Below are 25,633 nucleotides of genomic sequence, written 5' to 3'. Positions count from 1 at the left end.
TCCTCCTTAAATCTCATTAGATTTATTTGTCGCATGTGTTTTTTTCTTTTTAGCGTTCTTGGATTCATGAGGTTGAGTTCCATTTCGGGAACCTGGGTTTGTTTCATTTGCATGTTGTACGGCTTGTTCAAGTTTCTTTTTCATGCGAAATTACCTCCCTAAACTGTTTACTTTTATATCATGTCCATATCGGTTCATGATAAAGCTAACAAAATTTGTTTTGTATGAATGGCTGAAGGAAGAGTAAAGTTAATAAATGTTTCCTATAATTTTTTAAAAATTTCATGTAATATGGTATAGTAAATTGACTTTTTGTACTTTTAGAATTGGAGGTTTTATTAATGAGTGTACATATAGGAGCAAAAGAAAATGAAATAGCAGAAACGGTCCTCTTACCAGGTGATCCACTACGTGCTAAGTATATAGCAGAAACATTTTTAGAAGATGTAACTTGTTATAATGAAGTAAGGGGAATGCTTGGTTTTACTGGTACATATAAAGGAGAGCGTATTTCAGTACAAGGTACAGGGATGGGAGTCCCATCTATTTCAATATACATAAATGAACTTATGAACAGTTATGGTGTTCAAAACCTTATCAGAGTAGGTACATGTGGTGCCATTCAAAAGGATGTTAAAGTAAGAGATGTTATTTTAGCGATGAGTGCTTCAACAGATTCACAAATGAATCGCTTAACGTTTGGTGGAGTTGATTATGCGCCGACTGCTAATTTTGAGCTACTTAAAAAAGCGTATGATACTGGTCTTGAAAAAGGACTCAACCTTAAAGTTGGAAACATCTTTACAGCTGATATGTTTTATAATGATAACGCTGAACTTGAGAAATGGGCTAGATATGGCATACTTGCAATTGAAATGGAGTCTGCTGCACTGTATACATTAGCAGCAAAATTTGGTCGTAAAGCATTATCTGTTTTAACAGTGAGCGACCATATCTTAACTGGAGAAGAAACAACTGCTGAGGAACGTCAAACTACCTTTAATGATATGATTGTTGTTGCGTTAGATGCTGCAATAAAAAAAGAAATGTAAGATTCCGCAAAAAAACCGCATTTAGATTTTGTGCGGTTTTTTATATTTATTTATTACCTTTTTCCTATAAAGTAAAAAGTCTTGGTTTTTTTGTCGAAATAAAATTTTTTTATATGTTTTAAGGTATAAGATATGCGGAAATGATGTGATTAAGTGCTTTTTATCACATCAATAAGAAAAACGTGATGAATCGCCTATTAATGAATGATTAGATAGGGTGATCAAATGTTTTATCTAAAACTAACTCTTATATTTCTTTTTCTTTTTATGCTAACAGCCTGTTCTGTTATTTCAGGAGGATTATCCTTTAGTGGGGAACAACATGGAAGTTACACAAAGAGTATTTCTGTACAAACAAATGAACTTTTATTAGAGTCTAAATATTTTAATGAAGTCAAACAAGTAGATGGTAATATTCAAATAGAAAATCCTGACAATATTCTTGCTTTAGTAAATAAAACTTATGGTCTTCCTGCTGGTTACGAACCAAATGATTTAACAGTTCCAAATGTTGAATTTTCGTTTGGTGATGAAGATGTTCCTAAAAAATATTTACGTAAAGAGGCAGCTGATGCTTTGGAGGAACTTTTCAAATATGCCAAAGAGGAAGAAATTGAACTGTATGCAGTATCTGGTTATCGCTCTTATTCAAGGCAACAAGGAATTTTTAATGTGGAAAAAGAGCAAAGTGGCGAAGAGCATGCTTTAGCAGCTGTTGCTTTGCCTGGGAAAAGTGAACATCAAACAGGTTTAGCCATGGATGTTACAAGCAAAAGTGTAGATTTAGAGATTACTCAAGATTTTGGCGAAACAAAAGAGGGAAAGTGGTTGCGTGATAATGCACATCGTGCAGGATTTATTATCCGATATCCACTAAACAAGGAACTGGTTACAGAATATCAATATGAACCATGGCATATTCGATATGTTGGCAAGGAAAAGGCAACATATATCTATGAAAATAAATTAACATTAGAGGAATACTTTAAAAAGGTAAGAAAAATATAGTTGGTGAGTATATGGAAAAAGATTTAGATAAAATCTCTAAAGGATTAGATATTCTTTTTATAGGCTATAATCCCAGCTTAGTTTCTGGTGAAGTTGGACATAATTATGCAAATAAAAATAACCGTTTTTGGAAAATTCTTTACGAAGCTGGATTAACAGATCGATTATACCTCCCTGAAGAAGATAGCACCTTATGGAAGATGGGGTATGGATTTACGAATATTGTGGCTAGACCAACAAGAGCAGCAGATGAAATTACCCGAGAGGAATATCAAGTAGGAAGAGAAGTCCTGAAAGAGAAGATATCATTTTATAAGCCAAAGATTGCTTTTTTTGTCGGCAAAGGTGTTTATCTTCAGTACAGTCAAAGTAAAAAGGCCGATTGGGGAAAACAAGATAAGAGTATGGTTGAAGGTGTTATAGATTATGTCGCCCCCTCATCAAGCGGTTTAGTTCGAATGAAAATCTCTGATATCATATTAATCTATAAGGGTGTTAAGGATTTATTAGATAGCCTTAATTAATTTTAATCAACTAAAAAAGGAGAGCATTAGCTCCCCTTTTTTAGATGGTTTACCACCATAAAAGTCCAGCTAGTGCAATTCCGGTAATAAAACCAATACCGATTCCATAAGCAGGACCCCATCCCCAGCCACCACCATAGTAGCCGTATCCAAATCCGCCTCTACCGCCGCGGACCATAGGTTGAATAAATACCCTATTCGGTGTAACACGGTGAATCCTTCCTACGTGTACACGGCCGTTTCTATCATTAATTCTCACAACTTTTCCAGTATAACGACAACATAAATTATAATAATGCTGTGACAAAAAAATCCCTCCTTTATCAGTTGTCTCAATATGATATGTCTTGAGAACAAGGAGGGATTGTACTTATATCCATGAGGAATTCATTTATTTCTTACGTGCAAAGAAGATTCGGTATGAAAGTTTATCTTGATATTTTAGTGTTATATGCTCATGCATTGAAAGAATGTCAAAGGTATTTTCCGGAATTAGATCATTAAAGTGAAATTCTGTAGTAGGTTCTTCAAGAGAAGGGAAGGTAAAGTCATTTTCAGAGAGTATCTTATAGGTCATTAAATTATGTTTAGCAAATTGATCTTTCCATTCTTCAATGGAGAAAATAGACGGAAAGCCATAAAATGTTGAAATTTCCTCAAAATCTTCTTTTGAAAGTAATTCATTTCGGATCATTTCAATTGCAATAACAATCCCATTTGGTTTTAATACTCTTTCTATTTCGGGTAGTGTTTCGCTTAGTGGTGTGAAGTTTAATACAGATTCACACATAACAATATCATAACTTTCATTTGGTTCTTTTATGTTTGATAAATCTTGATTTAGATATGGAATATCTATTTCTAAAGTGGCATTTCTTTTTTTTGCGTGCTCAATCATAACTGGATCTTTATCTAGTCCTTTTACTTCATACCCTAACTGATAAAGGTAACTAGAGCTTTGTCCTGTACCACAGCCAGCATCAAGTATCTTAGAAGGTATCGGAAATTGCTCTTTTTCGAAAATAGACTTTGTTAATAATAGACCACCTGGATGAGCTCCACCAACTCCTAACACAGAAAGCATTTGTAAATAATTCACAAACCAAACCTCCATTCAGTTTCTACCTAATAGTATTCAGAAACTGATGGACTGGTGATTACACACAGGATAATAAACGATGTTTTTCAAACAGTAAGTCTAATTTTGGTTTTAACATCTTGAGAATTTCAACTTTATAAATAAATTCTAGAGCACTTTTTACATGTAAAGTATGGATAAAATGATCAATCTTATCATTTATATAGTTGGAAACTTGATTTTGATAAAAAAACACCTTGTTTTTTATTTTACAATCAATTTCCTTTGCTAGTGATATAGAAAAATGAATTAAATCAAAATCTGTTTTTCCGATGTAGTCTGCTAATTGCATATGAATACCTCCTTGCATTTACATTCGTGTAATAAACTTTACAATAAATTAATAAAAAAGTATCGTGGTTTTTGTCGAACGCAGAAAAATGTTTAAAAGTACTGATTTTTAGGAACTTTATGAAGGACATGTTTATATTGTGCAACTTTACTTTGTTGCTTAAAAAGGTGTATTTGAGAATATATGTTATGACAAGCATTAGTCTTGACAATAATTTATAAACGTAAATAATTTGTGAATTTTGTGTAAACAAAATGAATGAACTGAATATAGGTAAATGCCTGGGGTTAAGCATGAAGAAAGTGGTTCCTACGAAATAGAAATTCTTCTTTCCTTCAAAATAATTGACGTATTCTTGTACCTTAGACATAATAAGTACATACATAAAGGTGGTGCAGATTAGCAGTGAAGAATAGTAAATTACTTATTTCAGTTATCGTGACAGCAATTATTACAGCAGGAATTACCTATAGTGTTGTACAACCTCGGGAAAGTGTTTCAAGTAATCCTGATGATCCATTTTCGAAATTGCGGTCTACTTACGATATTTTACAATCAAATTATTACAAAGATGTTGACACGACTAAGTTAGTAGAAGGCGCCATCAAAGGAATGGTCGATTCACTGGAGGATCCATACTCTGTCTACATGGATGTTGAAGAAGCAAAAAGCTTTAGTGAAAACATTTCATCATCGTTTGAAGGTATTGGTGCTGAAATCCAAGAAAGCAATGGGAGCATTATGATTGTTTCACCAATAAAAGGATCTCCTGCAGAAGAAGTTGGATTAAAACCTAAAGATGTCATTCTTAAAGTAAATGACGAATCAGTTGAAGGACTCTCAGTTAATGAGGCGGTTTTGAAGATAAGAGGGGAAAAAGGAACAAAAGTTAACCTCTTGGTACAACGAGCTGGTGTTGGTGAATTAACATTTACGATTACACGAGACACAATTCCTCTAGAAACTGTTTATTATGAGGTAATAGAAGATAATATTGGTAAAATACAAATTACAAAGTTCTCGGAAACAACAGGTGAAGAACTTTCTAATGCACTAAAAGAACTACAAGGTAAAAATGTAAAAGGTCTAGTACTTGATCTGCGTCAAAATCCTGGCGGATTGATGGACCAAGCTCTTTTGATGTCTGATTTGTTTGTAGATAAAGGTGAAAATATTTTACAAGTCGAAGATCGGACAGGCGCAAAAGAAGTGTATAAAGCAGAAAATAATAAAGTAGTTACTTTACCAGTAACAGTTATTATAGATGGTGGGACAGCAAGTGCAGGAGAAATTATGGCTGCTGCTCTTCATCAGTCTGCTGGAATTCCTTTAGTTGGAGAAAAAACGTTTGGCAAGGGAACTGTACAAACAGCAAAAGCATTTGATGATTCTTCCTCTGTTAAATATACAACAGCAAAATGGTTAACACCAGATGGATCTTGGATTCATGAAAAGGGAATCGAGCCAACAGTAAAAGTTGAACTTCCGGCATATGCTAATCTTCCTTATATTAATCCTGACAATGTTTTAAAATTAGGAGATTCAACACCTGAAGTGAACGCAGCACAACAAATGTTAAAAGCTCTTGGCTATAATGATGTAAGTGAAAAAGGATATTTTGATGCAAACACAGAAAACGTGGTAAAACAATTTCAAGAAGACCAAGGCCTAACTGTTGATGGGGAAATAACAAAAGATACAACAATAAAAATAATCGAATTAATTCAAAACAAAATAAAAGATAACGACACTCAACTTGAAAAAGCAATTTCTGTACTAAAAGAACAACTTTAAGATAAGAAAGCAGCGCTCCCAAAGAAGCGTTGCTTTTCTTATTTAATCAAAAAACATGATTACAATTTATAAATTGTGGTAAAGAATGTGTAAGAACGAAATATCTATACTAAAGGTTGTTTTATACATACCTCAATTTATTTTTTCAATGAAAAGGGAGAGATGATGAATGTCAAGCGTTAAACTAGCAATCATTTATTACAGTTCAACAGGTACGAACTACAATGGGCAGAGCAAGGCGCAAAAGAAACTGGAGCAGAAGTAAAGGTTCTAAAAGTTCCTGAGCTTGCTCCAAAAGAAGCAATTGAATCGAATCAAGCGTGGAAAAGTCATTTAGAGGAAACTAAAGATGTCCCTGAAGTAAAACTTGATGATCTAGAGTGGGCGGATGCAATTATTTTCAGCGTACCAACACGTTTTGGGAATGTACCAGCTCAAATGAAGCAGTTCCTCGACACAACAGGTGGTCTTTGGTTTAATGGAAAGCTTGTTAATAAAGTTGTAAGTGCGATGAGTTCGGCAAACAACCTACATGGCGGCCAGGAACAAACAATTTTAAGCTTATATACCACAATGTATCATTGGGGAGCAATTGTAGCAGCTCCGGGATATGCTGATCCTGTGACATTTGCTGCTGGAGGGAATCCATATGGCACGAGTGTAACAGTTGATTCAGATGGGAATATGAAAGAAGATGTGGAAGAAGCGGTTAAATTTCAGGCAAAACGAACAATTTCAATTGCTGAAAAATTAAAATGAAAAAATGTAGGGTGTCTCAGTTTTTACGAGACACCCTACATTTCTTTTGCTACAACCAAGTTGTTACAGTGTCAATATCTAAACGATTGCTTTTATGAGCTGGTTTAGCTGCTTGTCCAAGTGTGATTAGCATAATTGGAACATATCTTTCTGATACGGAAAACTCCTCAATGAATTGATCCTTATTAAACCCACCAATTGCACAGGAGTCATAGCCATTGGCTTTAGCGGCAAGTATAAGTTGCATTGCTGCTAATGATGCGTTTGAAAATGCAGCATCTCTTGCAAATCCTTTATTTTCGTAAGCTCGGTTAATTTGGCCTGCAAGTGTTTCTTTAATCTCGGATGTCATATAGCCGGCATCAACAAGCGGAGCATATACTGTATCTGTATTAAGATTTGCTTCTAGATCACCTAATAATGCAACAACAGCAGATGATTCTACTATTTGGTTTTGATTATAGGCAATTGGCAACAGCTTTTGTTTAGATTCATCTGAATGAAAAACAGAGAAATGCCAATGTTGTAAGTTCCATGCTGATGGAGCTTTAGTTGCTAATGTTAAAATTTCTGTTAGTTCTTCTTTTGTTATTTTCTTGTTTGGATTATAGTGACGAACAGATGCGCGATTATTAATAACTGTTTTTACATCGTCTAGGTAATCTGTATTCATGAGAAACCCTCCTAAGTTGATTTCATGTATCGCATGTTTTATACTAAAAGTAATAAACTAACTTTTAGTAAGTGTTTACTCATAAAACATATCTTAATTGAAGTGTTAAAATGAGTCAAGAGATACGAAGCAAGGAGTGATCACTTGAAAATCAATCTTTGTCCAAAAATGGAATCTGCATTTAGGCTTTTGGGAAAACGTTGGATTGGTATTATCATTCATGTTTTATTGGATGGACCAAAACGGTTTAAAGACTTAACTGATATTATCCCTAGTATTAGTCAAAAGATGTTATCTGAACGCCTTAAGGAACTGGAAAATGAAGGTCTTTTAAAGAGAATTGTTATCGACGATACTCCAGTAAAAGTGATATACGAGTTAACGGAAAAAGGGAAAGACTTAACGGGAGTAATTAATGAAATAGGAATCTGGGCCAATAAACATTGTATTGAACAAAAGGAGGACAATTAGGAATGAAAAGAACTGTGATTGTCACTGGTGGTGCAAACGGGATCGGCAAGGAACTTGTCCTTCAATATTCAGCAAAAGGGTATAATGTTGTGATTGCAGACATAGAAGAGCAAGCTGGTTTGGATTTAGAACAAACTTGTAAAAATCAAGGACTGGAGGCCACATTTACAAGAACAGATGTATCAAATGTGGCCGATATTGAGAACTTAATAGAGCAAGCAGTAGTAAAATATAATACAGTAGATATCTTAATTAACAATGCTGGACTTTCTAAATGGTTTTCACCGTATGACATTTCTGTAGAAGAATGGGAGAAGATAATTCATACTAATTTACGGAGTGTTATGTTTGCTTCAAGAGAAGCTGCAAAAGTGATGAAAATGAACAAAGGTGGGAAAATTGTTAATATAGCTTCAACAAGAGCACTTATGTCTGAAGAAAATTCTGAGGCATATGCTGCAACAAAAGGCGGGATTGTTGCCCTTACACATGCATTGGCCACTTCTTTTAGTTCAGATAATATTCAAGTGAATGCTATTTCGCCAGGGTGGATTGAAACTGGAGAGTATGAAGCACTTCGAGAAAAAGATCATGCTCAACATTTATCAAATAGAGTCGGAAAACCATCTGATATAGCAAAGGCTTGTTTTTATTTAACATCTGAAGACAATGATTTTGTTACTGGTACTAACATTGTTGTGGATGGTGGTATGACGAAAAAGATGATTTATGAGGAATAATATATAATGCAGGAATTTTATTTTGCGGGACATTTCTAAAACCGTAAAAAATATGTCATTTACCTAATAAAGTGGGTGTGAGCCCACTCCAATATTCCTCTAAATGAATATGAAGTAGTGTAGGTATATTTTAGAGGAGGTAAAAAAATGGCACCTTATATGATGCGTAATGATTTTCGTAGACCTTATCCTGGTGGGAGATTTTTCTGGGGAGGTCCTTTTGTTGGAGGCTTATTAGGTGGGTTAGTTGGAAGTGCGATCTTTAGACCAAGACCACCTTTCTATGGATATCCTTATGGTGGATACGGTTACGGTTATGGTTATGGAACTCCATATGGCGGTTATCCTTTCTACTAATGAGAAAAAACTACCTGCTAATAAAGGAGGCCACTGAAAAAGTCCAAGTAAAAGGTAGAAAGATTCACTTAGGTGAACCTTTCTACCTTTTTTACTTTATAATTAAAATTATAAATATAAGTGGGTGGTTTCCAATGATACAACAACAACAAACAATGATGTTTAGTCCATATGTGGCTCTATATGATATCGTCGTTCCTCAGGATAATATGTTACGAAGAATTAAGGATCTAATTGACTTTTCTTTTATTTACGAAGAATTAAAGGATAAATATTGTCTAGATAATGGGCGGAATGCGATAGATCCTATTCGCATGTTTAAATATTTGTTTTTGAAAACCATTCATGATGTTTCAGATGTTGATATTATCGAGCGTTCAAAATATGATATGTCCTTCAAATATTTTTTGGATATGGCTCCGGAGGAAGCCGTTATTGATTCAAGTTCTTTGACAAAGTTTCGTAAGCTTAGGTTAAAAGACATGAACTTATTAGACATGCTTATCAATAAGACAGTGGAGATTGCCATTGAGAAAGAGATTATTAAAAGCAAGTCCATTATTGTAGATGCCACCCATACAAAGGCGAGATATAATCAAATGACTCCAAAAGAAATACTAATGGAGCGCTCCAAAAACCTCAGAAAAGCAATTTATAAAATTAACGAGAGTATGAAGAAGAAATTCCCCGTAAAGCCAAACAATGATCTACTTGAAGATGAGATTACTTATTCCCAAGAGCTCATTGAAGTGATTGAAAAGGAAGAAAGCCTTTTAGAGTATCCAAAAGTCAAGGAACATCTTAATCTCCTGAAAGAAGCCGTTGCAGATGATATCGAACAGCTACAGTCCATGAATGATCTAGATGCCAAAGTCGGACACAAAGCAGCTGACTCATCATTCTTTGGCTATAAAACTCATCTGGCGATGAGTGAAGAGCGAATTATTACAGCCGCAACGATTACAACCGGAGAAAAAAATGATGGAAAAGAGCTACAGACACTTGTTGAGAAAAGTATAGATGCAGGAATGGAAATTGAAACGGTTATTGGGGATACTGCGTATTCTGAGAAAGACAACATTCAATATAGTAAGGAAAATGGAATTAAACTGGTCTCAAAATTAAATCCTTCCATAACTCAGGGTACCCGAAAAAAAGAGGATGAATTTGAATTCAATAAGGATGCGGGCATGTATGTCTGCAAGGCAGGGCATATGGCTGTACGGAAAGCTAGGCAAGGTAAAAAAGGAGTAGGCAAAAACCAAGTTGATACCTACTATTTTAATGTTGAAAAATGCAAGAGATGTCCTTTCAGAGAAGGGTGCTACAAAGAGGGAGCCAAAAGTAAAACATATTCTGTTTCCCTTAAGTCTGATCAACATTCATCCCAAGCACAATTCCAGAAAAGTGTATATTTTAAGGAAAAGTCTAAAGAGCGTTATAAAATTGAAGCGAAAAATAGTGAATTAAAACACAGACACGGGTATAATGTGGCAAAATCCTCGGGTCTAATTAGCATGGAGTTGCAAGGCGCCATGGCTATATTTACGGTAAACATTAAAAGAATTCTAAAGCTACTAGGGTAAAATTAGAGAAAATATGTGGCTAATGCAAAGAAAGAGCCGACTTTAATTCCTAAAAAAGGAAAAAAAGTCGGCTCTTTTTAAACTCACATGAATAATCTTTAAAATCGTCAGATTTTCAGTGGCCTCCTAATAAAGTAGGTAGTTTTTTCTCATTTGAAACGATTATCAAACAATAACATTAAGATTTAATATGAAATATCTATTTCAGAAATATTACTTTCATCTAATCGAATAAATTGAATTTCAAGGTAATCATCTAAAAATCGTGCTCGAGTTCCCTTTCTCTTAACAGGGCTTGGCAACATGTATTTAGATTGTTCATTTTCTTTAGGGTAGTTTATAAGAATAAGCTGATGATTTGTGTGTTGTAATTTTAAATTCTTGTTATCTTTGCTTGACAAGGGAAGCTTTACATAAACAAAATCATTTGTTTCAAAGATTTCCGGCTGGGGCTTCACTTGCGTCTCACTTTTTGAGAAATCTCCTTGAAAAGGAAATCCTGAAGGATCGTTACCTGTCATATTACCTTGAAAAGGAAATCCCTGTGTAAAATCTCCACTAAAAACATTTTTCATAACGTTTTGAATATAGGATTCGACGTCTTTTGGATTCATCTTGTTTAAATGCTTCATAAAACCGGATTGATCAAATGGAAATTGTTTATTATTCCAAGGAAACATATCTTCACTTCCTTTATACCTGATTTGATAATATAGAGTATGCATGGGAAGGGAAATGGGTTAGAAAGCTAATATGTTGTGGGACAGCTTCTAACAAGTTTATAATGAGTTTTAGGTGGAGGAAGAATAGTGTACTTTGAAAGTCGAGATTGATTGAGAAAGGCATAAGAATCGAGGTAAACAAGATGAATACAACAGAAGAAAATACATACAAGAAAGGGCTCTTTTACACGGCTTTTTCTTATATCCTTTGGGGGATATTACCTCTATATTGGAAAATGATTAACAATGTTTCACCTGAAGAAATTTTAGCACACAGAATCTTCTGGTCCTTCATTTTTATGATTGCTTTGCTCACTTTTACGAAAGAATGGAAAAATGTAAAAGATGTGAGTAAAAGAATGATTAATAATCCAGGATTGATTTTTTTACTAGTTGTTTCATCATTGTTAATTAGTATCAACTGGTTTGTGTATATTTGGTCAGTAAATAATGATCATTTGATTGAGGCAAGCTTAGGTTATTATATAAACCCGTTAATTAGTGTTTTGCTAGGAATGCTCTTTTTTAAAGAAAAGTTAAATTTATGGCAAAAACTTTCTTTCTTAATTGCGGCAGTTGGTGTTTTCATTATGACCTATCATTATGGGCAAATTCCATTTGTTGCGGTTACATTGGCATTAAGTTTTGGTTTATACGGTTTAACTAAAAAAATAACAAAACTAAGCTCGGGGATCGGCCTTACTTTTGAAACAATGGCTGTCACACCAATCGCGATAATTTATTTAATAATGCTTGCTACTCAAGGGGAACTTGAATTTCTATCTTTTCATGTACCAACAAATTTACTTTTAATTGGAGCTGGAATTGCAACAGCTGTTCCTTTGCTACTTTTTGCAAGTGGAGCACAGAGAATTCCGCTGTTTATGGTTGGTGTTCTACAATACATAGCTCCTACAATTACTTTAATAATAGGAATTGTACTGTATAAAGAACCCTTTACAAAAATTGAAGTGATGACATTCTCATGTATATGGACATCACTACTGTTATTTACGTTATCAAATTCCAGATCCTTCAAAAAAGCAGAATTCAAGCTTAAAAATCGGAATTCACTGGAGATGTAAACTTTGAGTGGAGGTTTATTTTGGAAATGAATGGTTTATTGCATGCATACAGACAGTTATGGACAAATCGTGAATTACCTGTTGAAAATAACGAAAATGAGACGCTGATGAATGCCATCACAAAAGAATTGTTAGATGAAATGACTCATCCGCGTCTTCGTAAGAATATCCATTTTAAATTTCATTTGTCGGTTAAGCGAATACTCTCTTCTTCACTTAATCAAGACCAAAAACTCGGTTTAATTGAAATTCATCTTAAAGTGATGGAAAACTTAACAAAAAATCCTACTTAGGGGGCTAATTTATGAAAAGAATTGTACAAGAAGATGTACAAGCATATTTAAATACATTTCTAAACAAACCAGTATATATTCATTTAGAAACAACTACTGGCTCTTATTCGGCACATAAAGATGAAAAAAGCATGACAGTAGTTGCGTTTATTCGAAATGCAAAGGTGAAATATCATCAAGCTAAAATTACGGGTAATGGACCATATCGAATTGGATTGAAGCTAGAAGAAGGTTGGATCTATGCTGAAGGGTTAACAGATTGGGTGTATAACGAAAATAACCAATTGTTAACAGCAGGACATAATTCAGAAGGACAGTTAGCGATATCATTACAAATAAGTGAAACACCGTTTGAAAATTAAGATGATCGGCAAAAGGAGTGTATTTAATGAAAGAACATGTTCTAGTAATCTTACCACATCCTGATGATGAAGCATTTGGAGTAGCTGGATTAATCGCGCAAAAAAGAAAAGCAGGAATACCTGTTACATATGCATGTGGAACTTTAGGTGAAATGGGCAGGAATATGGGAAACCCTCTATTTGCCAACCGTGAAACATTACCAGAAATAAGAAAAAAGGAATTAATGGATGCTTGTGCTGCTATGGATATTCAAGATTTACGAATGCTCGGACTACGTGATAAAACATTAGAATTTGAAGATGATGAACAATTAGCTGATCTTTTTGAGACAATTATTGATGAAGTAAAACCAACATTAATTGTTACATTTTATCCAGGTCATGGTGTTCATCCTGATCATGATGCATGTGGTGCAGGAGTTATTCGTGCATTAAACCGTAAACCTATTGCAGAACGACCAATGACGTATTGTATGGCGATTACAAAAAATCGTTTCGAAGTGATTGGTCATCCTGATGTACAGATAAACATTACAGATGTAGCAGATATTAAATTAAATGCTTTAAAAGCTCATCGTTCTCAAACAGAAGGTATGTTAAAAGCAATGGAAGAGAAGTTCCTTAACAAAGATCCAGAGGTTATGCATTGGTTTGAAAATGAAGTCTTTTATACGTATAAGTGGAATAATTAAGTAGAAAGAAAAACCCTCAAATTTCTGAGGGTTTTTTGTTATGAATTGCCTAATGCAGATTCGTTTCTACGTTGAATAACAAATAATCTTGCTGAAAGGCCTACAGCACCTGCTGCTAGGCCTGATATTAAGCCGATCCAATAGCCGAATGCATCAAGAGAAGTAAACGTTGCTAAAAGATATCCTATAGGTAATCCAATGACCCAATATGATATTAGGGCCATAATAAATGTTACATTAACATCTTTATAACCTCTAAGGACTCCTTGTATTGGTGCTGCTATTGCATCAGAAAGCTGGAAGAAAATTGCGTAAATTAAAAAGTCTTGTGTTAGTTTTAAAACAGCAGAATTTTCTGTGTAAATTGATGCAACTTCAGGTCTAAAGAAATAAATAAGCGCAGCTGACAAAACGGATAAAAAGATAGCCATGCTAATTCCTAAATAACTATATTGTTTAGCATCTCTAATTCGTTTCGCCCCAACCTCATGTCCGACAACAATAGTAAGGGCCATTGAAATACTTAGTGGAATCATATATAGAAATGAGGCGAAATTTATTGCTGCTTGATGTGAGGCAATCGTAATTGTATTATATTGACTCATTAAAAGAGTAACAGCAGCAAAAATACTTGTTTCAAAGAAAATTGATAAACCGATTGGAACACCGATTTTTAATATTTCCATCCATGCTTTTATCGAAACAGAATAAAACGTTTTAAAAATACCGTATTTTTTAAAAGGAGATTGCTTCATAACAATGATCACTGCTATTGCTGTGATACACCAATATGTAATAGCTGATGCGACACCTGCACCGATTCCACCTAGTTTAGGAAAGCCTAGTTTACCGAAGATAAATAAGTAATTAAATACAAAATTAATTGGTAAAGAGCAAAGCGTAACGAACATAGTTATTCTTGTATATCCTAGTGCATCAATAAAACATCTTAATACGGCGTAAATAAATAAAGGTAAGATGCCAAGTGACAACGAAATAAGGTACCATTTTGCAATATGTGAAACAGGTTTATCTAATCCCATATTATTCAATATCGGATCTAAAACAATAACACCAAGTATAGTAACAATGATTGAAATCACAATACTGACGTATATTCCTTGTACAACCATATAAGGAACATTCTTTGTCTTTTTTGCACCTACTAACTGAGCAACAATCGGTGTAATTGAAAGTAAAATTCCACTTAATCCTGTGTAAACAGGTACCCAAAGGCTTGAACCAATCGCAACGCCGGCAAGGTCGTTTGGATGAACTTTACCTGACATTGTTGTGTCAAAAAAGTTCATAGCATAAAGTCCAAGCTGAGTAACAAGAATGGGAAATAAAATGCTCGAAAAATAAATAAGCTTTTCCCGTTTTAAACTGTTATTTTTCATTTATACATCCTCATTTCTACTTAATACCTTGAGAATTATATCATGAAAAATTCGTGGTATGTTACTTTGGTTGATTATCAGATTTTCTTGATTCACCTTTAAACATTTGATAATAAAAAAATCCTAATGAAATAACACCAAGAATGCTAAATGTATACTGCAAAATTTTATGTGTAATCATGTAAAACGCCTCCTATTATTAGTATGGTTTTTCAATTGGAAAAAATACACATGGACTTAGTTAACATAAGTTTTTTATCAATGAAAAGACTAAAGAAAAGGAGGCTTGATTACATATGCAAAATGAACACAACACATTTTCTTCTATTAAACATCATATTTCTTTTCACCTTGAACAAATTATTGAAGAAGCCGAGAAAATGCGATTATCTATAGGAGAAAAGGAGTATTGTTTATTATGTGAACTCGCCCAAATAAGGGATCGATTTAATGAAATACAATCAACTGCGTCTTTTTTCTATTTAAAGGCATATATTGCGGAATTTACGAGTCAGTACATAGAAATTGCTAAGGCGATTAAAAATCTATCGGAACGACGACATGGTGCGCTAATTGTTGTTGAGCGACAACAAAATGTAGATCATCTAATTCAAGAGGGAATACAATTAAATGCAACATTATCAAACCGACTAATTGAAAGCATCTTTTATCCCGGAAATCCCCTTCATGATGGTGCTGTTTTGATTAAAGGGGATTATATGATATCTGCTGCAAATGTTTTACCTCTATCTTCACAAAATTTTGGTCAAGAAAAGGTTGGGACAAGACACCGCGCAGCTATTGGTCTATCTGAATTAACAGATGCTTTAATATTAATTGTTTCTGAAGAAACGGGGAAAATGTCATTTGCTCTAGAGGGAACATTATATCCGATTAGCACCCCTGATTCGAATCTTCAATAAAGTATTTATTTCGTATAGCGAAATAAAAATATCGGTGTTATAGTTGACTTATATTGTGAATTATATTGGAAGAAGCTGAGAGCATGTGGAAAAATAAAAATGTTTGGATTTTGTTGGTTGGGGAACTTGTTGCCGGTCTTGGTTTATGGCTGGGGATTATCGGTAACTTAGAGTTCATGCAAAAATATGTTCCTTCAGATTTTATGAAATCAATGATTTTGTTTTTAGGATTATTAGCGGGTGTTATGGTTGGACCACTTGCGGGTAGAGTGATTGACAGTTACTCAAAAAAGAAAGTCCTAATCTATGCTGGAATAGGCAGAACTTTAAGTGTAATATTTATGTTTTTAGCACTAGAGTTCGAATCGATTATCTTTATGATTTGTTTTATGGTTTGCATTCAAATTAGTGCGGCCTTTTATTTTCCTGCCTTACAGTCTGTTATACCTTTAATAGTAGAAGAGAAGGACTACATTCAAATGAATGGAGTTCATATGAATGTATCGACTATCTCACGTGTTGCAGGGACAGCTCTTGGTGGAATTTTATTAGTAATTATGGATATTAGTTTTCTTTATATAGGGTCAATGATGGCTTATGTTACGATTTTAGCAACAACATACTTGTTATCATTTGAAGAACCTGAATCAAACAAAGTGAAGGGGAAAAAATCAGCAGGATTTACAGAAATAATACCAGTCTTGAGACGTACACCGATTGCCATGATGGCACTTGTGTTAACATTTGTTCCAGTATTGTTTCTAGGTGGCTTTAATTTAATGGTTATTAATATTAGTGAAACGCAAGGAGACGCTGCAATTAAAGGCCTTCTTTATACAGCAGAAGGTGTTTCATTTATGATTGGTGCTTTCTTCGTCAAACGAATTACACATCTTGTGGAGCCAATTAAACTAATGTTTATTTTCTCCTTTGTTATATCTTTGGCCCACCTTTCATTATTTTTTAGTGATGTAAAAATAATGTCACTTATTTCTTTTGGAATTTTTGGCTTTGCAGTTGGTTGCTTTTTCCCAATTGCTGCTACGATCTTTCAAACGAAAATCGATAAAGAATATCACGGTCGTTTCTTTTCGTTTCGAAATATGTTTGACCGCATCATGTTTCAAGTAGTTTTATTAAGTACAGGATTATTTCTTGATACAATTGGTCTAAAATATATGGTTATTGTTTTTGGTGTGATTTCTTTAGTGGCAGTATTTATTTTTGGTGTGCAGCATTTTAAGATTGGAGCAAATAAGAGATTACTAGATAATCAGAAAAAAATAGTTTAACAATTGGGTATGGGTCTGGAATGGACCCGGCCTTTTTTATTTAAATAATTTATAAATTTTAAATAAAGATGGTTCTTCATAAAAGAAATGATTGTCTACAAGTGTAATGTTTTGTATGATAAAAATAAAAGTTTTGTCTCTTTTTTCCTGTTATTCTGTAAAACTACTATTCAATGAAATTTTTATGTCATTTATTGTTGTTAATCTATTTATATATAAGATCTAGGAGGTACCTTTAAAGATGAAGCATAAGATATTAGGGTTAACAGCAACAGCTGTAGTTAGCTCCTCATTATTTGCAACTATGGCAGAAGCCGAAAGCATTAGTATAAAGAGTAATGATACTCTTTGGGGATTATCCCGCCAATACAATACGACAGTTGATCAACTAAAAAAAGCTAATGGACTAACAACTGATGTTCTTAGGATTGGACAAACTCTTCAGATTCCCGGGACAAATTCTTCTAAAGAAATTACTACTCCAGCACCAGAAAAATCAGTTTCAAAAACTGTTAGTAATGTACAATACATAGTTAAGGGTGGTGACTCCTTATGGGTTATTGCCAGATCATATAACACAACGGTATCAGAATTGAAGAAAGCAAATAATTTGAATAGTGATGTTATTTATGTTGGGCAGAAGTTAAACGTAAAACAGGAAACAACACAAACTAAACAAGAAGATGTTAAACAGAGTGAGCCCACAAAACAGCAAGTTATATCAAATCCGAACACATCTACATATACTGTTTCTGCTGGAGATTCTTTATGGAAAATCGCCAATAAATTTAACATAACAATTGCTGAACTAAAAGTATTAAATAATATGAAGTCAGATGTAATAATCGTTGGACAAGTTTTGAAGGTGACTGGAGAAGCTATTATTGATAACAGTACTGAAAATACGGCACCTCAAAATCAAAACAATAAGGTTGAAACAATGATTTCTGAGGCAAAGTCACTTTTAGGAGTACCATATCGTTGGGCTGGTAATACTCCTAGTGGTTTTGATTGTAGCGGTTTTATTTATTATGTATTAAATAAGGTTACTTCTGTATCTCGCCTTAGCACTGCAGGGTATTGGGATATGATGAAAGTAATAAATGAACCTTCTAGAGGTGATTTTGTTTTCTTTACTACATATAAAGAAGGTCCATCACATATGGGAATATATTTGGGGGATAATCAATTTATCCATGCCAGTAGTTCAGGTGTAAGTATTTCTAACTTAAATAACTCTTATTGGAAACAACGTTACTTAGGAGCTAAGCGATTTTAATGAAAAGAACCAAATTGGTTCTTTTTTGCTCTATTAAACTTTAGGAAATAGATCATTCTAACTGTAGAACCTAACCACAGCGTTTATTTCTTTAGAACCTGGCAAGAATGACTTATAAGCGCCATTATCTAGGAGGAACTAACGTTGAAAGGATTATCTATTGTTTTTATATCACTTATGACTCTATCCATTTTTATTGTTTTAGTAACAGAAAAAAATACTAATAACAACACTCATACTAAAAAGGAGTCAATTACTGCCTCTGAGCCTGAGTTAAATCAGCAAAAATTAGAATTAATCAACCAAAAAGGAAAAAATGTAGGAAATATCATTCTAAACGAAACAGCTGAAGGTGTAACCATTCGGTTAATTGGACAAAATCTACCACCGGGCAAGCATGCTTTTCATATCCATTCAATAGGAATCTGTGAAAAACCAACTTTCACTTCTGCTGGTAGTCACCTAAGCTTGTCAAATCACGAACATGGCTTTGATAATCCTAAAGGACAACATGAGGGAGATCTACCAAATATTGAAGTTGGTGCCGATGGGAAAATTGATATTGAGCTTCTTGCATCTTCTGTAACATTAAAAAAAGGAGAACAGCTTTCGCTTTTGGATAAAGATGGAAGTTCCTTTGTTATTCATGAAAAACCAGATGATTATGTAACTGATCCTTCTGGAAATGCAGGGGATAGAATTATCTGTGGATCAATTAATACCAATAAAAGCATATAACTAAGAAAAAGCTACCTACATTCTTTAAAAGGGTAGCTTTTTGTTTTTATGATTAAAATATTTAAGACCTTTAATTATTTCTTTTCTTTGAATCTCAATATACTTTTTAGTATACTCATGGTTGATATAAAACCGTATCAACTTAACTTTATATAGATGAAAGAAGGCGTACAATGAATAATTTACAAGCTTATCCATTACCGGAAGAAATTAAAGAAAGAATTCAAAATAGATCATTAAAACGAAAAGATGAACAAGACGCTTTATTAATTGGTAAAGGTGGTTATACTCCATCTGATGAATCAATTCTACTAGATGCAATGATCGCTCTTGCTCTTGGTAAAAATGTCTTATTAAAGGGTCCAACAGGTTCAGGAAAAACAAAGTTGGCAGAAACATTATCATTTATGTTTAATCAACCTATGCATAGTGTAAACTGTTCTGTTGATATGGATGCTGAAGCACTTTTAGGCTTCAAAACAATTGAAAATCGAAACGGTGAAACTTCCATTGAATTCATTTCAGGTCCTGTTGTAAAGGCAATGAAAAAAGGCCATTTATTATATATAGACGAAATAAATATGGCAAAGCCAGAAACATTACCGATATTAAATGGTGTGCTAGATTACCGGAGAATGATTACAAACCCATTTACAGGTGAAGTTATCCGCTCACATGAAGATTTCGGTGTTATTGCCGCTATTAATGAAGGATATGTGGGAACGGTCCCATTAAATGAAGCACTCAAAAATCGTTTTGTTGTTATTGAAGTACCCTATATCCAAGGGGAAGAGCTAAAAATAGTTTTAGAGAATCAATCACAACTGTCTGATCAACGCTTATTAGAAACGTTTACTAGTCTTTCGTCAGATCTACTAACTCTCGTGAAAAATGGCCAGGTTTCAGAAGAGGCAGCATCGATCCGAGCGCTTATTGATACATGTGATTTAGCTTGCTATATGCCACCAAACCGTGCTGTAGAAAGAGGAATTGTTAATAAGCTTGAAGATGAAAGAGAAAAAGCCGCCATTCGAAATCTAGCAGAAACGTTATTCGAGTGAGGGTATAAAATTGAGATTTATAAAATTTAATGATCAACAGGTAGATTCTTTTTTATTTATGTCATTATCAGATTTAGCGAAGGGCTTAACGAAAATTCCAGACATTGAGGTTGATTACAGCGTTCACTCATATCTAGATCCATTTGAAAAAAAAGTTTATGTTAGTCATTTCTGGGATCACCGTGAGAAGGAAGAAACAGAACTAGCGTTAAAAAGCGATATTTATCTTAGAAGTATTGGTAATTATTATTATACTGATTTTAAAGAATTAGGTGTTTTTATTGAAAAGTCTTCAAAATTAAAACTAAAGAGCTTTGCGAAGCAATTATGTATGCTGTTGGAGGACCTTCGAATAGAGGAAAAATGCAGAAAAGAAAGACGCGGTACGAAAAAAGCGTTTAATATTCGAAGAGAGCTTTATCGAAAACATTTTCAAAGTCAGTTAATTATTCATCAAGAGCGAAGTATTTTAACGGATGCGCTTTTTAATAGTATGTATTTAACACTAACAGCACAATCCACAATCGAGACAATCCCATCTTTATCTGAGAGTATTGACAGAACGATACCTTATATTGAGTCAAAGCTTTTTCAAGTGTTTGATGTAGGTTCTACTAAGCAGGTTATTGATATTGTCTTAGAAATTGTTGATGTTTTAGAAGAAATATTGGAAAAAGATATGCTGAATACCTATTTTTATTTAGCGGAACTACCTTACAATAACATTTTGTCTGGCAGCCTATATGATGAATTAAAAAGAAAATCTAAATTAAAAAACAAAGATGTGTTAGAAGATGCTAAGCAAGGTGATGAAGATGTACATGGTGACAAATTACCAACATGGCATAGTGAAACAAGCAAGCCTACAAAAAGTTTTCTTCAATTCGATTTAGAACAAGGAACAAATACGACGATAAATGGAGACGGTGCTGTACGTGAGGGAGAAGACGGTGACCAGGCTCTAGCGATGGTTCAAGGAACTTCAAAAAAAGCAAAAAGAAATGATTACTCCAAAATGGAAGCATTGGAAAATCAAAAAGAAGATCGAGCTAGTAGTGGGGATGCATCTTATGGTAAGGAAAATAAATATGCTGTACCTGTGTTTCAAGAAGCTAAGACTCCAACAATATCAGATATTGAGCAATATCAAAAAGATCGAATGGTTATTCAGTTATACCAAAATAAGCTGAAGCTAATGATTCAAAAAACGCTGGAGCATAAAAGAACAATGCCGAGGTCTGATCTTCAAATTGGAAGATTAAACAAAAAACTGCTCCGAATTATAACAGATGACAATCCGAAGCTTTTTTATAAAAAACAGGAAAAGTCTCCTGATATTGATGCTGTTTTTACTCTATTAGTTGACTGTTCTGCATCCATGTTCGATAAAATGGATCAATCAAAGCTTGGGATTATCTTATTTCATGAAACGTTAAAATCAGTAAGAGTTCCACATAAAATTGTTGGATTTTGGGAGGACACGAACGAATCGACAAAAACACGACAGCCAAATCATTTCTATGAGGTAATCTCTTTTGAGACCTCTTTAAATCAGCAGTCAGGACCTGAAATTATGCAACTCTCACCAGAAGAAGATAATCGTGATGGATATGCTATAAGACATATGACAGAACAGCTAATGAAGAAAAATGAAAAACAGAAATTTCTCCTTGTTTTTTCAGATGGTGAGCCCGCTGCAACAGGTTATGAACGGAATGGTATAATTGATACACATGAAGCAGTTTTAGAGGCAAGAAAACTGGGTATAGAAGTAATCAATGTATTTTTGTCAAATGGCGAAGTTAATGAAGCAACACAAAAAACAATAAAAAATATTTATGGGAAATATAGTGTTTTTGTCGACAAAATTGAAGAGCTCCCAGAGCAGTTATATCCAATACTTAAGAGATTGTTATTAAAAATGTTATAAAAGGATTGATCCGAAACGAGTATGCAGTGTCTGTAAGAGTAGATGTGAGAAAAGAACGAGTATCTCTACTTTATAAGCACTAACTGAAATTTCATATTGTGACAAAGTTTGCAAAATAGTAAAAACCTCACATTTATTTATAAAAATAGAGGTTTTTATTGAAATTACATGGAGAAAATTAGCCTCATAAAGTAGGAAAGACATTAATAATAATTTCAAAATAAACATAAATTTCATTAATACTAAAAAAATATAATTAATTTACATTAAAATAATAAAAATTGTACTTTTTTCCTTGGTATATGTTGTATGATTGGAATAAAGATAGTGATATTTTTGTTGGATAATTCCAATTATTCCGAACAATTAGACACTCTAAGGAAAACCGTAAGAAAAAAGAAACATTTTTTTTCGATTTTTCTATTAACTATCTTGGAATGTGAAGGTAGCAATGTTAAAATAGCATTGGAAGCGTTTTAATATCATACTACTATACTCGTAAGAGTGGTTAATATCGTAGGATAATTTTATCCTTCCTACGTATCAGGAAAATCATTTCTGATCACTTATGAATCGTTGGGGGTAATGTTAGATGGCACAAGGCAATAGCAAGAAGAATTTCCCTTGGGAAGACTTCCATGGTCCTAACCTCGGCTATGTCATGGAACAATATGATCAATATAAACTTGATCCAAATTCTATTGATATAGAATTAAAAGAAATCTTTGATACCTGGGGTTCTCCTTCAATCACAACAAAAGACACGACAATGTCAGCTGAAAATGAAACAATCAGTACTGATAAAATGAAAAAAGTTGCTGAAGCAGTTCGATTAGTGACAAATATTCGTAGATATGGTCACTTAAACGCAGCAATTTATCCTTTTGAGGACCGAAATGAGAAGAATGAGTTTCTTCGCCTTGAAGAATATGATTTAACTGAAGAAGATTTAAAAGATATACCTGTAAACCTATTATGTGAAGATGCTCCTGCACATGTGACCAATGGGCTTGAAGCATATCAATACTTAAAAGAAGTTTATAAGAGAACGATCGCATTCGAATTTAGTCATGTTCATAACTATGAGGAAAAAACATGGCTTGTAAAAATGGTGGAATCAGGAGCGATCTTTGAAAATTTATCAAAGGAAAAACGTATTTCTATCTTAAAAAGACTCACAGAAGTTGAAGGGTTTGAACAATTCCTTCACCGTACTTTTGTTGGTCAAAAACGTTTTTCTATTGAAGGTTTAGATATGCTAGTTCCGGTACTTGATGAATTAATCTCAAATGCCGTTCAAGCTGGCACTGATACAATAAATATAGGAATGGCGCACCGCGGCCGTTTAAGTGTTTTAGCTCATGTACTTGGCAAACCGTATGAAATTATCTTTTCTGAGTTTCAACATGCACCTAATAAAGAATTGGTTCCATCAGAAGGTTCTATTGGAATTAACTATGGTTGGAGTGGTGATGTTAAGTACCACCTTGGTGCCAATAAACAAATAAAAGATGAAAGTACAGTGCGTGCTAAAGTAACATTAGCTAATAATCCAAGTCATCTAGAGTTTATCGATCCAATTGTTGAAGGATATACCCGTGCTGCACAGGAAACTCGTACAGAAAAAGGTTATCCAAAACAAAATGAAAATAATGCTATGGCTATTCTTATCCATGGGGATGCTGCATTCCCGGGTGAAGGAATTGTTGCGGAAACATTGAACTTAAATAAGCTGACTGGTTATCAAACGGGTGGCACAATACATATTATTGCGAATAATATGATCGGTTTTACAACTGAAAGTCGTGATTCCCGTTCAACCACATATGCAAGTGACCTTGCAAAAGGATATGAAATTCCTATTGTACACGTTAATGCAGATGATCCAGAAGCATGTATTGCTGCAGTGTTCATTGCAATGGAATACAGAAATAAATTTAAGAGTGATTTCTTAATCGATCTTATTGGCTATCGACGTTTTGGTCATAATGAAATGGATGAACCATCCATGACACAACCAAAACTTTACGAAAAAGTTCGTAAACATCCAACTGTACGTGAGCTTTATGCAAAATCACTACAAGGTGGAGGAATTGTTAAGCCAGAAGATGTTGAAAAAATTAGCGATGAAGTTCAAACAGTACTAGAAAAGGCATATCAAAAAGTTCCTGATAAAAAGGTAGCTCAAAAACATGAAATTCAGTTACCGGAATTCGTTAACAGTGGCCTTCCTAAGTTAAAAACAGCTGTTGATAAGGATAAGTTACTTCAATTAAATGATGAGCTTGTAAAATGGCCGGAAAGCTTTAATGTGTTTTCTAAACTTCAGAGAATTCTAGAAAGAAGAGCAAAAGCGCTTAAGGAAGATGGAAAAGTGGAATGGGCTTTAGGTGAAGCGTTAGCGTTTGCATCCATTTTAACAGATGGAACTCCTATTCGATTAACAGGACAGGATTCACAGCGTGGAACATTCGCACAGAGACATATTGTTTTACATGATGTTGATACTGGTGAGTTTTATTCACCATTACATCGACTAGATGACGCTAAAGCATCATTTGCAATCCACAATAGTCCATTATCTGAAGGATCTGTTATTGGTTTTGAATATGGTTACAATGTATTTGCACCAGAAACATTAGTTTTATGGGAAGCACAATACGGAGACTTTGCAAATGCAGCACAAGTATTCTTTGATCAGTTTATTGCTGCAGGTCGTGCAAAATGGGGTCAAAAATCTGGGCTTGTTATGTTATTACCACATGGATTTGAAGGACAAGGTCCCGAGCATTCCAGTGCTAGGTTGGAGCGTTTCTTACAGTTAGCTGCTGAAGATAGCTGGCAAGTTGCGAATTTAACAAGTGCATCTCAATATTTCCATATATTACGTCGTCAAGCGGACTTGCTAAAGCGTGAAGAAGTAAGACCACTTGTTATTATGACGCCAAAGAGCTTACTAAGAAATCCACAAACTGTATCAGATCTAAATGAATTATGTGAAGGAGAGTTCAAGCCAGTTATTGAACAACCAGGACTAGGCACTTCTCCGGAAAAAGTAAAAAGACTTCTTTTATGCACTGGTAAGGTAGCTACAGATTTAACTGATAAGTTAAATACGATTGAAGGCGATCTGGATTGGGTTCACATGCTAAGAGTTGAGGAACTATATCCTTTCCCTAAGACAATTATTACATCTATTTTGGATCGTTTACCAGCTCTTGAAGAAATTGTTTGGGTTCAAGAGGAACCCCAAAACATGGGAGCATGGACGTTTATTGATTCAAAATTAAGAGAAATTGCACCTGAAGGAGTTCAGGTGAACTATATAGGTAGAAGAAGAAGACAGAGTCCAGCGGAAGGTGATCCGAATATCCACAAAAAAGATCAAGAACGGATCGTTACAGAAGCATTAACTTGGAATAAATAATTATTTAACCATTAATCATCATTTAAATTGAAAAA

26 protein-coding genes and 1 pseudogene are annotated in these 25,633 nt (G+C 34.1%); 20 read left to right on the top strand and 7 right to left on the bottom strand.

The window, feature by feature from the left end; genetic code table 11:
- Positions 1-6: 6 nt before the first annotated feature.
- A complete protein-coding gene (locus tag LPC09_RS15305) occupies positions 7-144 on the bottom strand; it encodes a hypothetical protein (protein ID WP_176551226.1) in 138 nt (45 codons plus the stop codon).
- A gap of 197 nt (positions 145-341) precedes the next feature.
- On the opposite strand from LPC09_RS15305, the gene deoD reads away from it, so the two are divergent.
- From deoD to LPC09_RS15290, 3 genes are all read left to right on the top strand, one after another.
- Positions 342-1,052: a purine-nucleoside phosphorylase gene (gene deoD, locus LPC09_RS15300; protein WP_098799437.1), complete on the top strand. Its 711-nt coding sequence runs from the start codon at positions 342-344 to the stop codon at positions 1,050-1,052.
- A gap of 225 nt (positions 1,053-1,277) precedes the next feature.
- On the top strand, positions 1,278-2,060 hold the full coding sequence (locus LPC09_RS15295) for a M15 family metallopeptidase (protein ID WP_231307709.1): 783 nt from the start codon (positions 1,278-1,280) through the stop codon (positions 2,058-2,060).
- Positions 2,061-2,071: 11 nt separating this feature from the next.
- The gene (locus tag LPC09_RS15290; RefSeq protein WP_231307708.1) at positions 2,072-2,584 is read left to right on the top strand and encodes a mismatch-specific DNA-glycosylase; all 513 of its coding nucleotides are present in this window, start codon (positions 2,072-2,074) and stop codon (positions 2,582-2,584) included.
- Positions 2,585-2,633: 49 nt separating this feature from the next.
- Here the strand turns inward: LPC09_RS15290 and LPC09_RS15285 are convergent, their stop codons facing one another.
- From LPC09_RS15285 to LPC09_RS15275, 3 genes are all read right to left on the bottom strand, one after another.
- Positions 2,634-2,891: a hypothetical protein gene (locus tag LPC09_RS15285; RefSeq protein ID WP_098799816.1), complete on the bottom strand. Its 258-nt coding sequence runs from the start codon at positions 2,889-2,891 to the stop codon at positions 2,634-2,636.
- 84 nt (positions 2,892-2,975) lie between these two features.
- Positions 2,976-3,683 (bottom strand): class I SAM-dependent methyltransferase, encoded by a 708-nt coding sequence (locus LPC09_RS15280; protein WP_176551263.1) that lies wholly within the window; start codon positions 3,681-3,683, stop codon positions 2,976-2,978.
- A 58-nt stretch (positions 3,684-3,741) separates the two neighbouring features.
- Entirely contained in the window at positions 3,742-4,014 is a 273-nt protein-coding gene (locus tag LPC09_RS15275) for a hypothetical protein (RefSeq protein ID WP_098799814.1), read from the bottom strand.
- A gap of 405 nt (positions 4,015-4,419) precedes the next feature.
- Between LPC09_RS15275 and LPC09_RS15270 the strand changes: the two genes are divergently transcribed.
- Together LPC09_RS15270 and wrbA are read left to right on the top strand one after the other, a co-directional pair.
- A complete protein-coding gene (locus tag LPC09_RS15270; protein ID WP_098799813.1) occupies positions 4,420-5,808 on the top strand; it encodes a S41 family peptidase in 1,389 nt (462 codons plus the stop codon).
- Positions 5,809-5,977: 169 nt separating this feature from the next.
- A pseudogene (gene wrbA, locus LPC09_RS15265) lies at positions 5,978-6,567 on the top strand (NAD(P)H:quinone oxidoreductase).
- Positions 6,568-6,616: 49 nt separating this feature from the next.
- Here wrbA and LPC09_RS15260 read toward each other — a convergent pair.
- Positions 6,617-7,240: a nitroreductase family protein gene (locus LPC09_RS15260; RefSeq protein ID WP_098799811.1), complete on the bottom strand. Its 624-nt coding sequence runs from the start codon at positions 7,238-7,240 to the stop codon at positions 6,617-6,619.
- Positions 7,241-7,384: 144 nt separating this feature from the next.
- On the opposite strand from LPC09_RS15260, the gene LPC09_RS15255 reads away from it, so the two are divergent.
- The 4 genes from LPC09_RS15255 to LPC09_RS15240 all read left to right on the top strand — a co-directional run bounded on the left by LPC09_RS15255 (position 7,385) and on the right by LPC09_RS15240 (position 10,394).
- Positions 7,385-7,711 carry a winged helix-turn-helix transcriptional regulator gene (locus LPC09_RS15255; protein ID WP_098799810.1) on the top strand — a complete coding sequence of 109 codons (327 nt, stop codon included), beginning with the start codon at positions 7,385-7,387 and terminating at the stop codon, positions 7,709-7,711.
- Between the two features lie 2 nt (positions 7,712-7,713).
- A complete protein-coding gene (locus LPC09_RS15250; RefSeq protein ID WP_098799809.1) occupies positions 7,714-8,451 on the top strand; it encodes an SDR family oxidoreductase in 738 nt (245 codons plus the stop codon).
- A gap of 147 nt (positions 8,452-8,598) precedes the next feature.
- Complete coding sequence (locus LPC09_RS15245) at positions 8,599-8,808, top strand: hypothetical protein (RefSeq protein ID WP_098799808.1); 210 nt, start codon at positions 8,599-8,601, stop codon at positions 8,806-8,808.
- 134 nt (positions 8,809-8,942) lie between these two features.
- On the top strand, positions 8,943-10,394 hold the full coding sequence (locus tag LPC09_RS15240) for an IS1182 family transposase (protein WP_231307707.1): 1,452 nt from the start codon (positions 8,943-8,945) through the stop codon (positions 10,392-10,394).
- A 185-nt stretch (positions 10,395-10,579) separates the two neighbouring features.
- Here LPC09_RS15240 and LPC09_RS15235 read toward each other — a convergent pair whose 3' ends face one another.
- Positions 10,580-11,074, bottom strand: coding sequence for an Hsp20/alpha crystallin family protein (locus LPC09_RS15235; protein WP_098799780.1), 495 nt, complete (start codon positions 11,072-11,074; stop codon positions 10,580-10,582).
- Between the two features lie 185 nt (positions 11,075-11,259).
- On the opposite strand from LPC09_RS15235, the gene rarD reads away from it, so the two are divergent.
- The 4 genes from rarD to bshB2 are packed head-to-tail and all read left to right on the top strand — an operon-like array spanning position 11,260 to position 13,548.
- Entirely contained in the window at positions 11,260-12,201 is a 942-nt protein-coding gene (rarD, locus tag LPC09_RS15230; RefSeq protein ID WP_098799781.1) for an EamA family transporter RarD, read from the top strand.
- Between the two features lie 26 nt (positions 12,202-12,227).
- Entirely contained in the window at positions 12,228-12,494 is a 267-nt protein-coding gene (locus LPC09_RS15225) for a hypothetical protein (protein ID WP_231309767.1), read from the top strand.
- An 11-nt stretch (positions 12,495-12,505) separates the two neighbouring features.
- On the top strand, positions 12,506-12,856 hold the full coding sequence (locus LPC09_RS15220) for a YojF family protein (protein WP_231307706.1): 351 nt from the start codon (positions 12,506-12,508) through the stop codon (positions 12,854-12,856).
- Positions 12,857-12,882: 26 nt separating this feature from the next.
- The gene (gene bshB2, locus LPC09_RS15215) at positions 12,883-13,548 is read left to right on the top strand and encodes a bacillithiol biosynthesis deacetylase BshB2 (protein ID WP_098799285.1); all 666 of its coding nucleotides are present in this window, start codon (positions 12,883-12,885) and stop codon (positions 13,546-13,548) included.
- A gap of 38 nt (positions 13,549-13,586) precedes the next feature.
- Here bshB2 and LPC09_RS15210 read toward each other — a convergent pair whose 3' ends face one another.
- Positions 13,587-14,948 (bottom strand): MATE family efflux transporter, encoded by a 1,362-nt coding sequence (locus LPC09_RS15210; protein WP_098799286.1) that lies wholly within the window; start codon positions 14,946-14,948, stop codon positions 13,587-13,589.
- Between the two features lie 296 nt (positions 14,949-15,244).
- On the opposite strand from LPC09_RS15210, the gene cdaS reads away from it, so the two are divergent.
- The 7 genes from cdaS (at position 15,245) to sucA (ending at position 25,598) form a co-directional block, all read left to right on the top strand.
- Positions 15,245-15,871, top strand: a complete 627-nt coding sequence (cdaS, locus tag LPC09_RS15205) for a sporulation-specific diadenylate cyclase CdaS (protein WP_098799287.1) — start codon at positions 15,245-15,247, stop codon at positions 15,869-15,871.
- Between the two features lie 83 nt (positions 15,872-15,954).
- A complete protein-coding gene (locus tag LPC09_RS15200; protein WP_098799288.1) occupies positions 15,955-17,163 on the top strand; it encodes an MFS transporter in 1,209 nt (402 codons plus the stop codon).
- 241 nt (positions 17,164-17,404) lie between these two features.
- Positions 17,405-18,442: a C40 family peptidase gene (locus LPC09_RS15195; RefSeq protein WP_098799289.1), complete on the top strand. Its 1,038-nt coding sequence runs from the start codon at positions 17,405-17,407 to the stop codon at positions 18,440-18,442.
- Between the two features lie 144 nt (positions 18,443-18,586).
- Positions 18,587-19,180: a superoxide dismutase family protein gene (locus LPC09_RS15190; protein WP_231307705.1), complete on the top strand. Its 594-nt coding sequence runs from the start codon at positions 18,587-18,589 to the stop codon at positions 19,178-19,180.
- A 173-nt stretch (positions 19,181-19,353) separates the two neighbouring features.
- Complete coding sequence (locus tag LPC09_RS15185) at positions 19,354-20,241, top strand: ATP-binding protein (RefSeq protein WP_231307704.1); 888 nt, start codon at positions 19,354-19,356, stop codon at positions 20,239-20,241.
- A gap of 10 nt (positions 20,242-20,251) precedes the next feature.
- Positions 20,252-22,171 (top strand): vWA domain-containing protein, encoded by a 1,920-nt coding sequence (locus LPC09_RS15180; RefSeq protein WP_231307703.1) that lies wholly within the window; start codon positions 20,252-20,254, stop codon positions 22,169-22,171.
- Between the two features lie 592 nt (positions 22,172-22,763).
- A complete protein-coding gene (sucA, locus tag LPC09_RS15175; protein WP_231307702.1) occupies positions 22,764-25,598 on the top strand; it encodes a 2-oxoglutarate dehydrogenase E1 component in 2,835 nt (944 codons plus the stop codon).
- The last annotated feature ends 35 nt before the right edge of the window (positions 25,599-25,633 follow it).

This window comes from Metabacillus sp. B2-18, assembly GCF_021117275.1.
GTDB lineage: Bacteria > Bacillota > Bacilli > Bacillales > Bacillaceae > Metabacillus.
This window is presented reverse-complemented; position numbering and strand designations above follow the sequence as displayed.

What these genes read in the sequence shown, in the direction of transcription:
- LPC09_RS15305 (WP_176551226.1), bottom strand. Translation starts at nt 144, where the DNA reads ATGAAAAAGAAACTTGAACAAGCCGTACAACATGCAAATGAAACAAAC.
- deoD (WP_098799437.1), top strand. Translation starts at nt 342, where the DNA reads ATGAGTGTACATATAGGAGCAAAAGAAAATGAAATAGCAGAAACGGTC.
- LPC09_RS15295 (WP_231307709.1), top strand. Translation starts at nt 1,278, where the DNA reads ATGTTTTATCTAAAACTAACTCTTATATTTCTTTTTCTTTTTATGCTA.
- LPC09_RS15290 (WP_231307708.1), top strand. Translation starts at nt 2,072, where the DNA reads ATGGAAAAAGATTTAGATAAAATCTCTAAAGGATTAGATATTCTTTTT.
- LPC09_RS15275 (WP_098799814.1), bottom strand. Translation starts at nt 4,014, where the DNA reads ATGCAATTAGCAGACTACATCGGAAAAACAGATTTTGATTTAATTCAT.
- LPC09_RS15260 (WP_098799811.1), bottom strand. Translation starts at nt 7,240, where the DNA reads ATGAATACAGATTACCTAGACGATGTAAAAACAGTTATTAATAATCGC.
- LPC09_RS15250 (WP_098799809.1), top strand. Translation starts at nt 7,714, where the DNA reads ATGAAAAGAACTGTGATTGTCACTGGTGGTGCAAACGGGATCGGCAAG.
- LPC09_RS15245 (WP_098799808.1), top strand. Translation starts at nt 8,599, where the DNA reads ATGGCACCTTATATGATGCGTAATGATTTTCGTAGACCTTATCCTGGT.
- LPC09_RS15240 (WP_231307707.1), top strand. Translation starts at nt 8,943, where the DNA reads ATGATACAACAACAACAAACAATGATGTTTAGTCCATATGTGGCTCTA.
- LPC09_RS15235 (WP_098799780.1), bottom strand. Translation starts at nt 11,074, where the DNA reads ATGTTTCCTTGGAATAATAAACAATTTCCATTTGATCAATCCGGTTTT.
- rarD (WP_098799781.1), top strand. Translation starts at nt 11,260, where the DNA reads ATGAATACAACAGAAGAAAATACATACAAGAAAGGGCTCTTTTACACG.
- LPC09_RS15225 (WP_231309767.1), top strand. Translation starts at nt 12,228, where the DNA reads ATGAATGGTTTATTGCATGCATACAGACAGTTATGGACAAATCGTGAA.
- LPC09_RS15220 (WP_231307706.1), top strand. Translation starts at nt 12,506, where the DNA reads ATGAAAAGAATTGTACAAGAAGATGTACAAGCATATTTAAATACATTT.
- bshB2 (WP_098799285.1), top strand. Translation starts at nt 12,883, where the DNA reads ATGAAAGAACATGTTCTAGTAATCTTACCACATCCTGATGATGAAGCA.
- LPC09_RS15210 (WP_098799286.1), bottom strand. Translation starts at nt 14,948, where the DNA reads ATGAAAAATAACAGTTTAAAACGGGAAAAGCTTATTTATTTTTCGAGC.
- cdaS (WP_098799287.1), top strand. Translation starts at nt 15,245, where the DNA reads ATGCAAAATGAACACAACACATTTTCTTCTATTAAACATCATATTTCT.
- LPC09_RS15200 (WP_098799288.1), top strand. Translation starts at nt 15,955, where the DNA reads ATGTGGAAAAATAAAAATGTTTGGATTTTGTTGGTTGGGGAACTTGTT.
- LPC09_RS15195 (WP_098799289.1), top strand. Translation starts at nt 17,405, where the DNA reads ATGAAGCATAAGATATTAGGGTTAACAGCAACAGCTGTAGTTAGCTCC.
- LPC09_RS15185 (WP_231307704.1), top strand. Translation starts at nt 19,354, where the DNA reads ATGAATAATTTACAAGCTTATCCATTACCGGAAGAAATTAAAGAAAGA.
- sucA (WP_231307702.1), top strand. Translation starts at nt 22,764, where the DNA reads ATGGCACAAGGCAATAGCAAGAAGAATTTCCCTTGGGAAGACTTCCAT.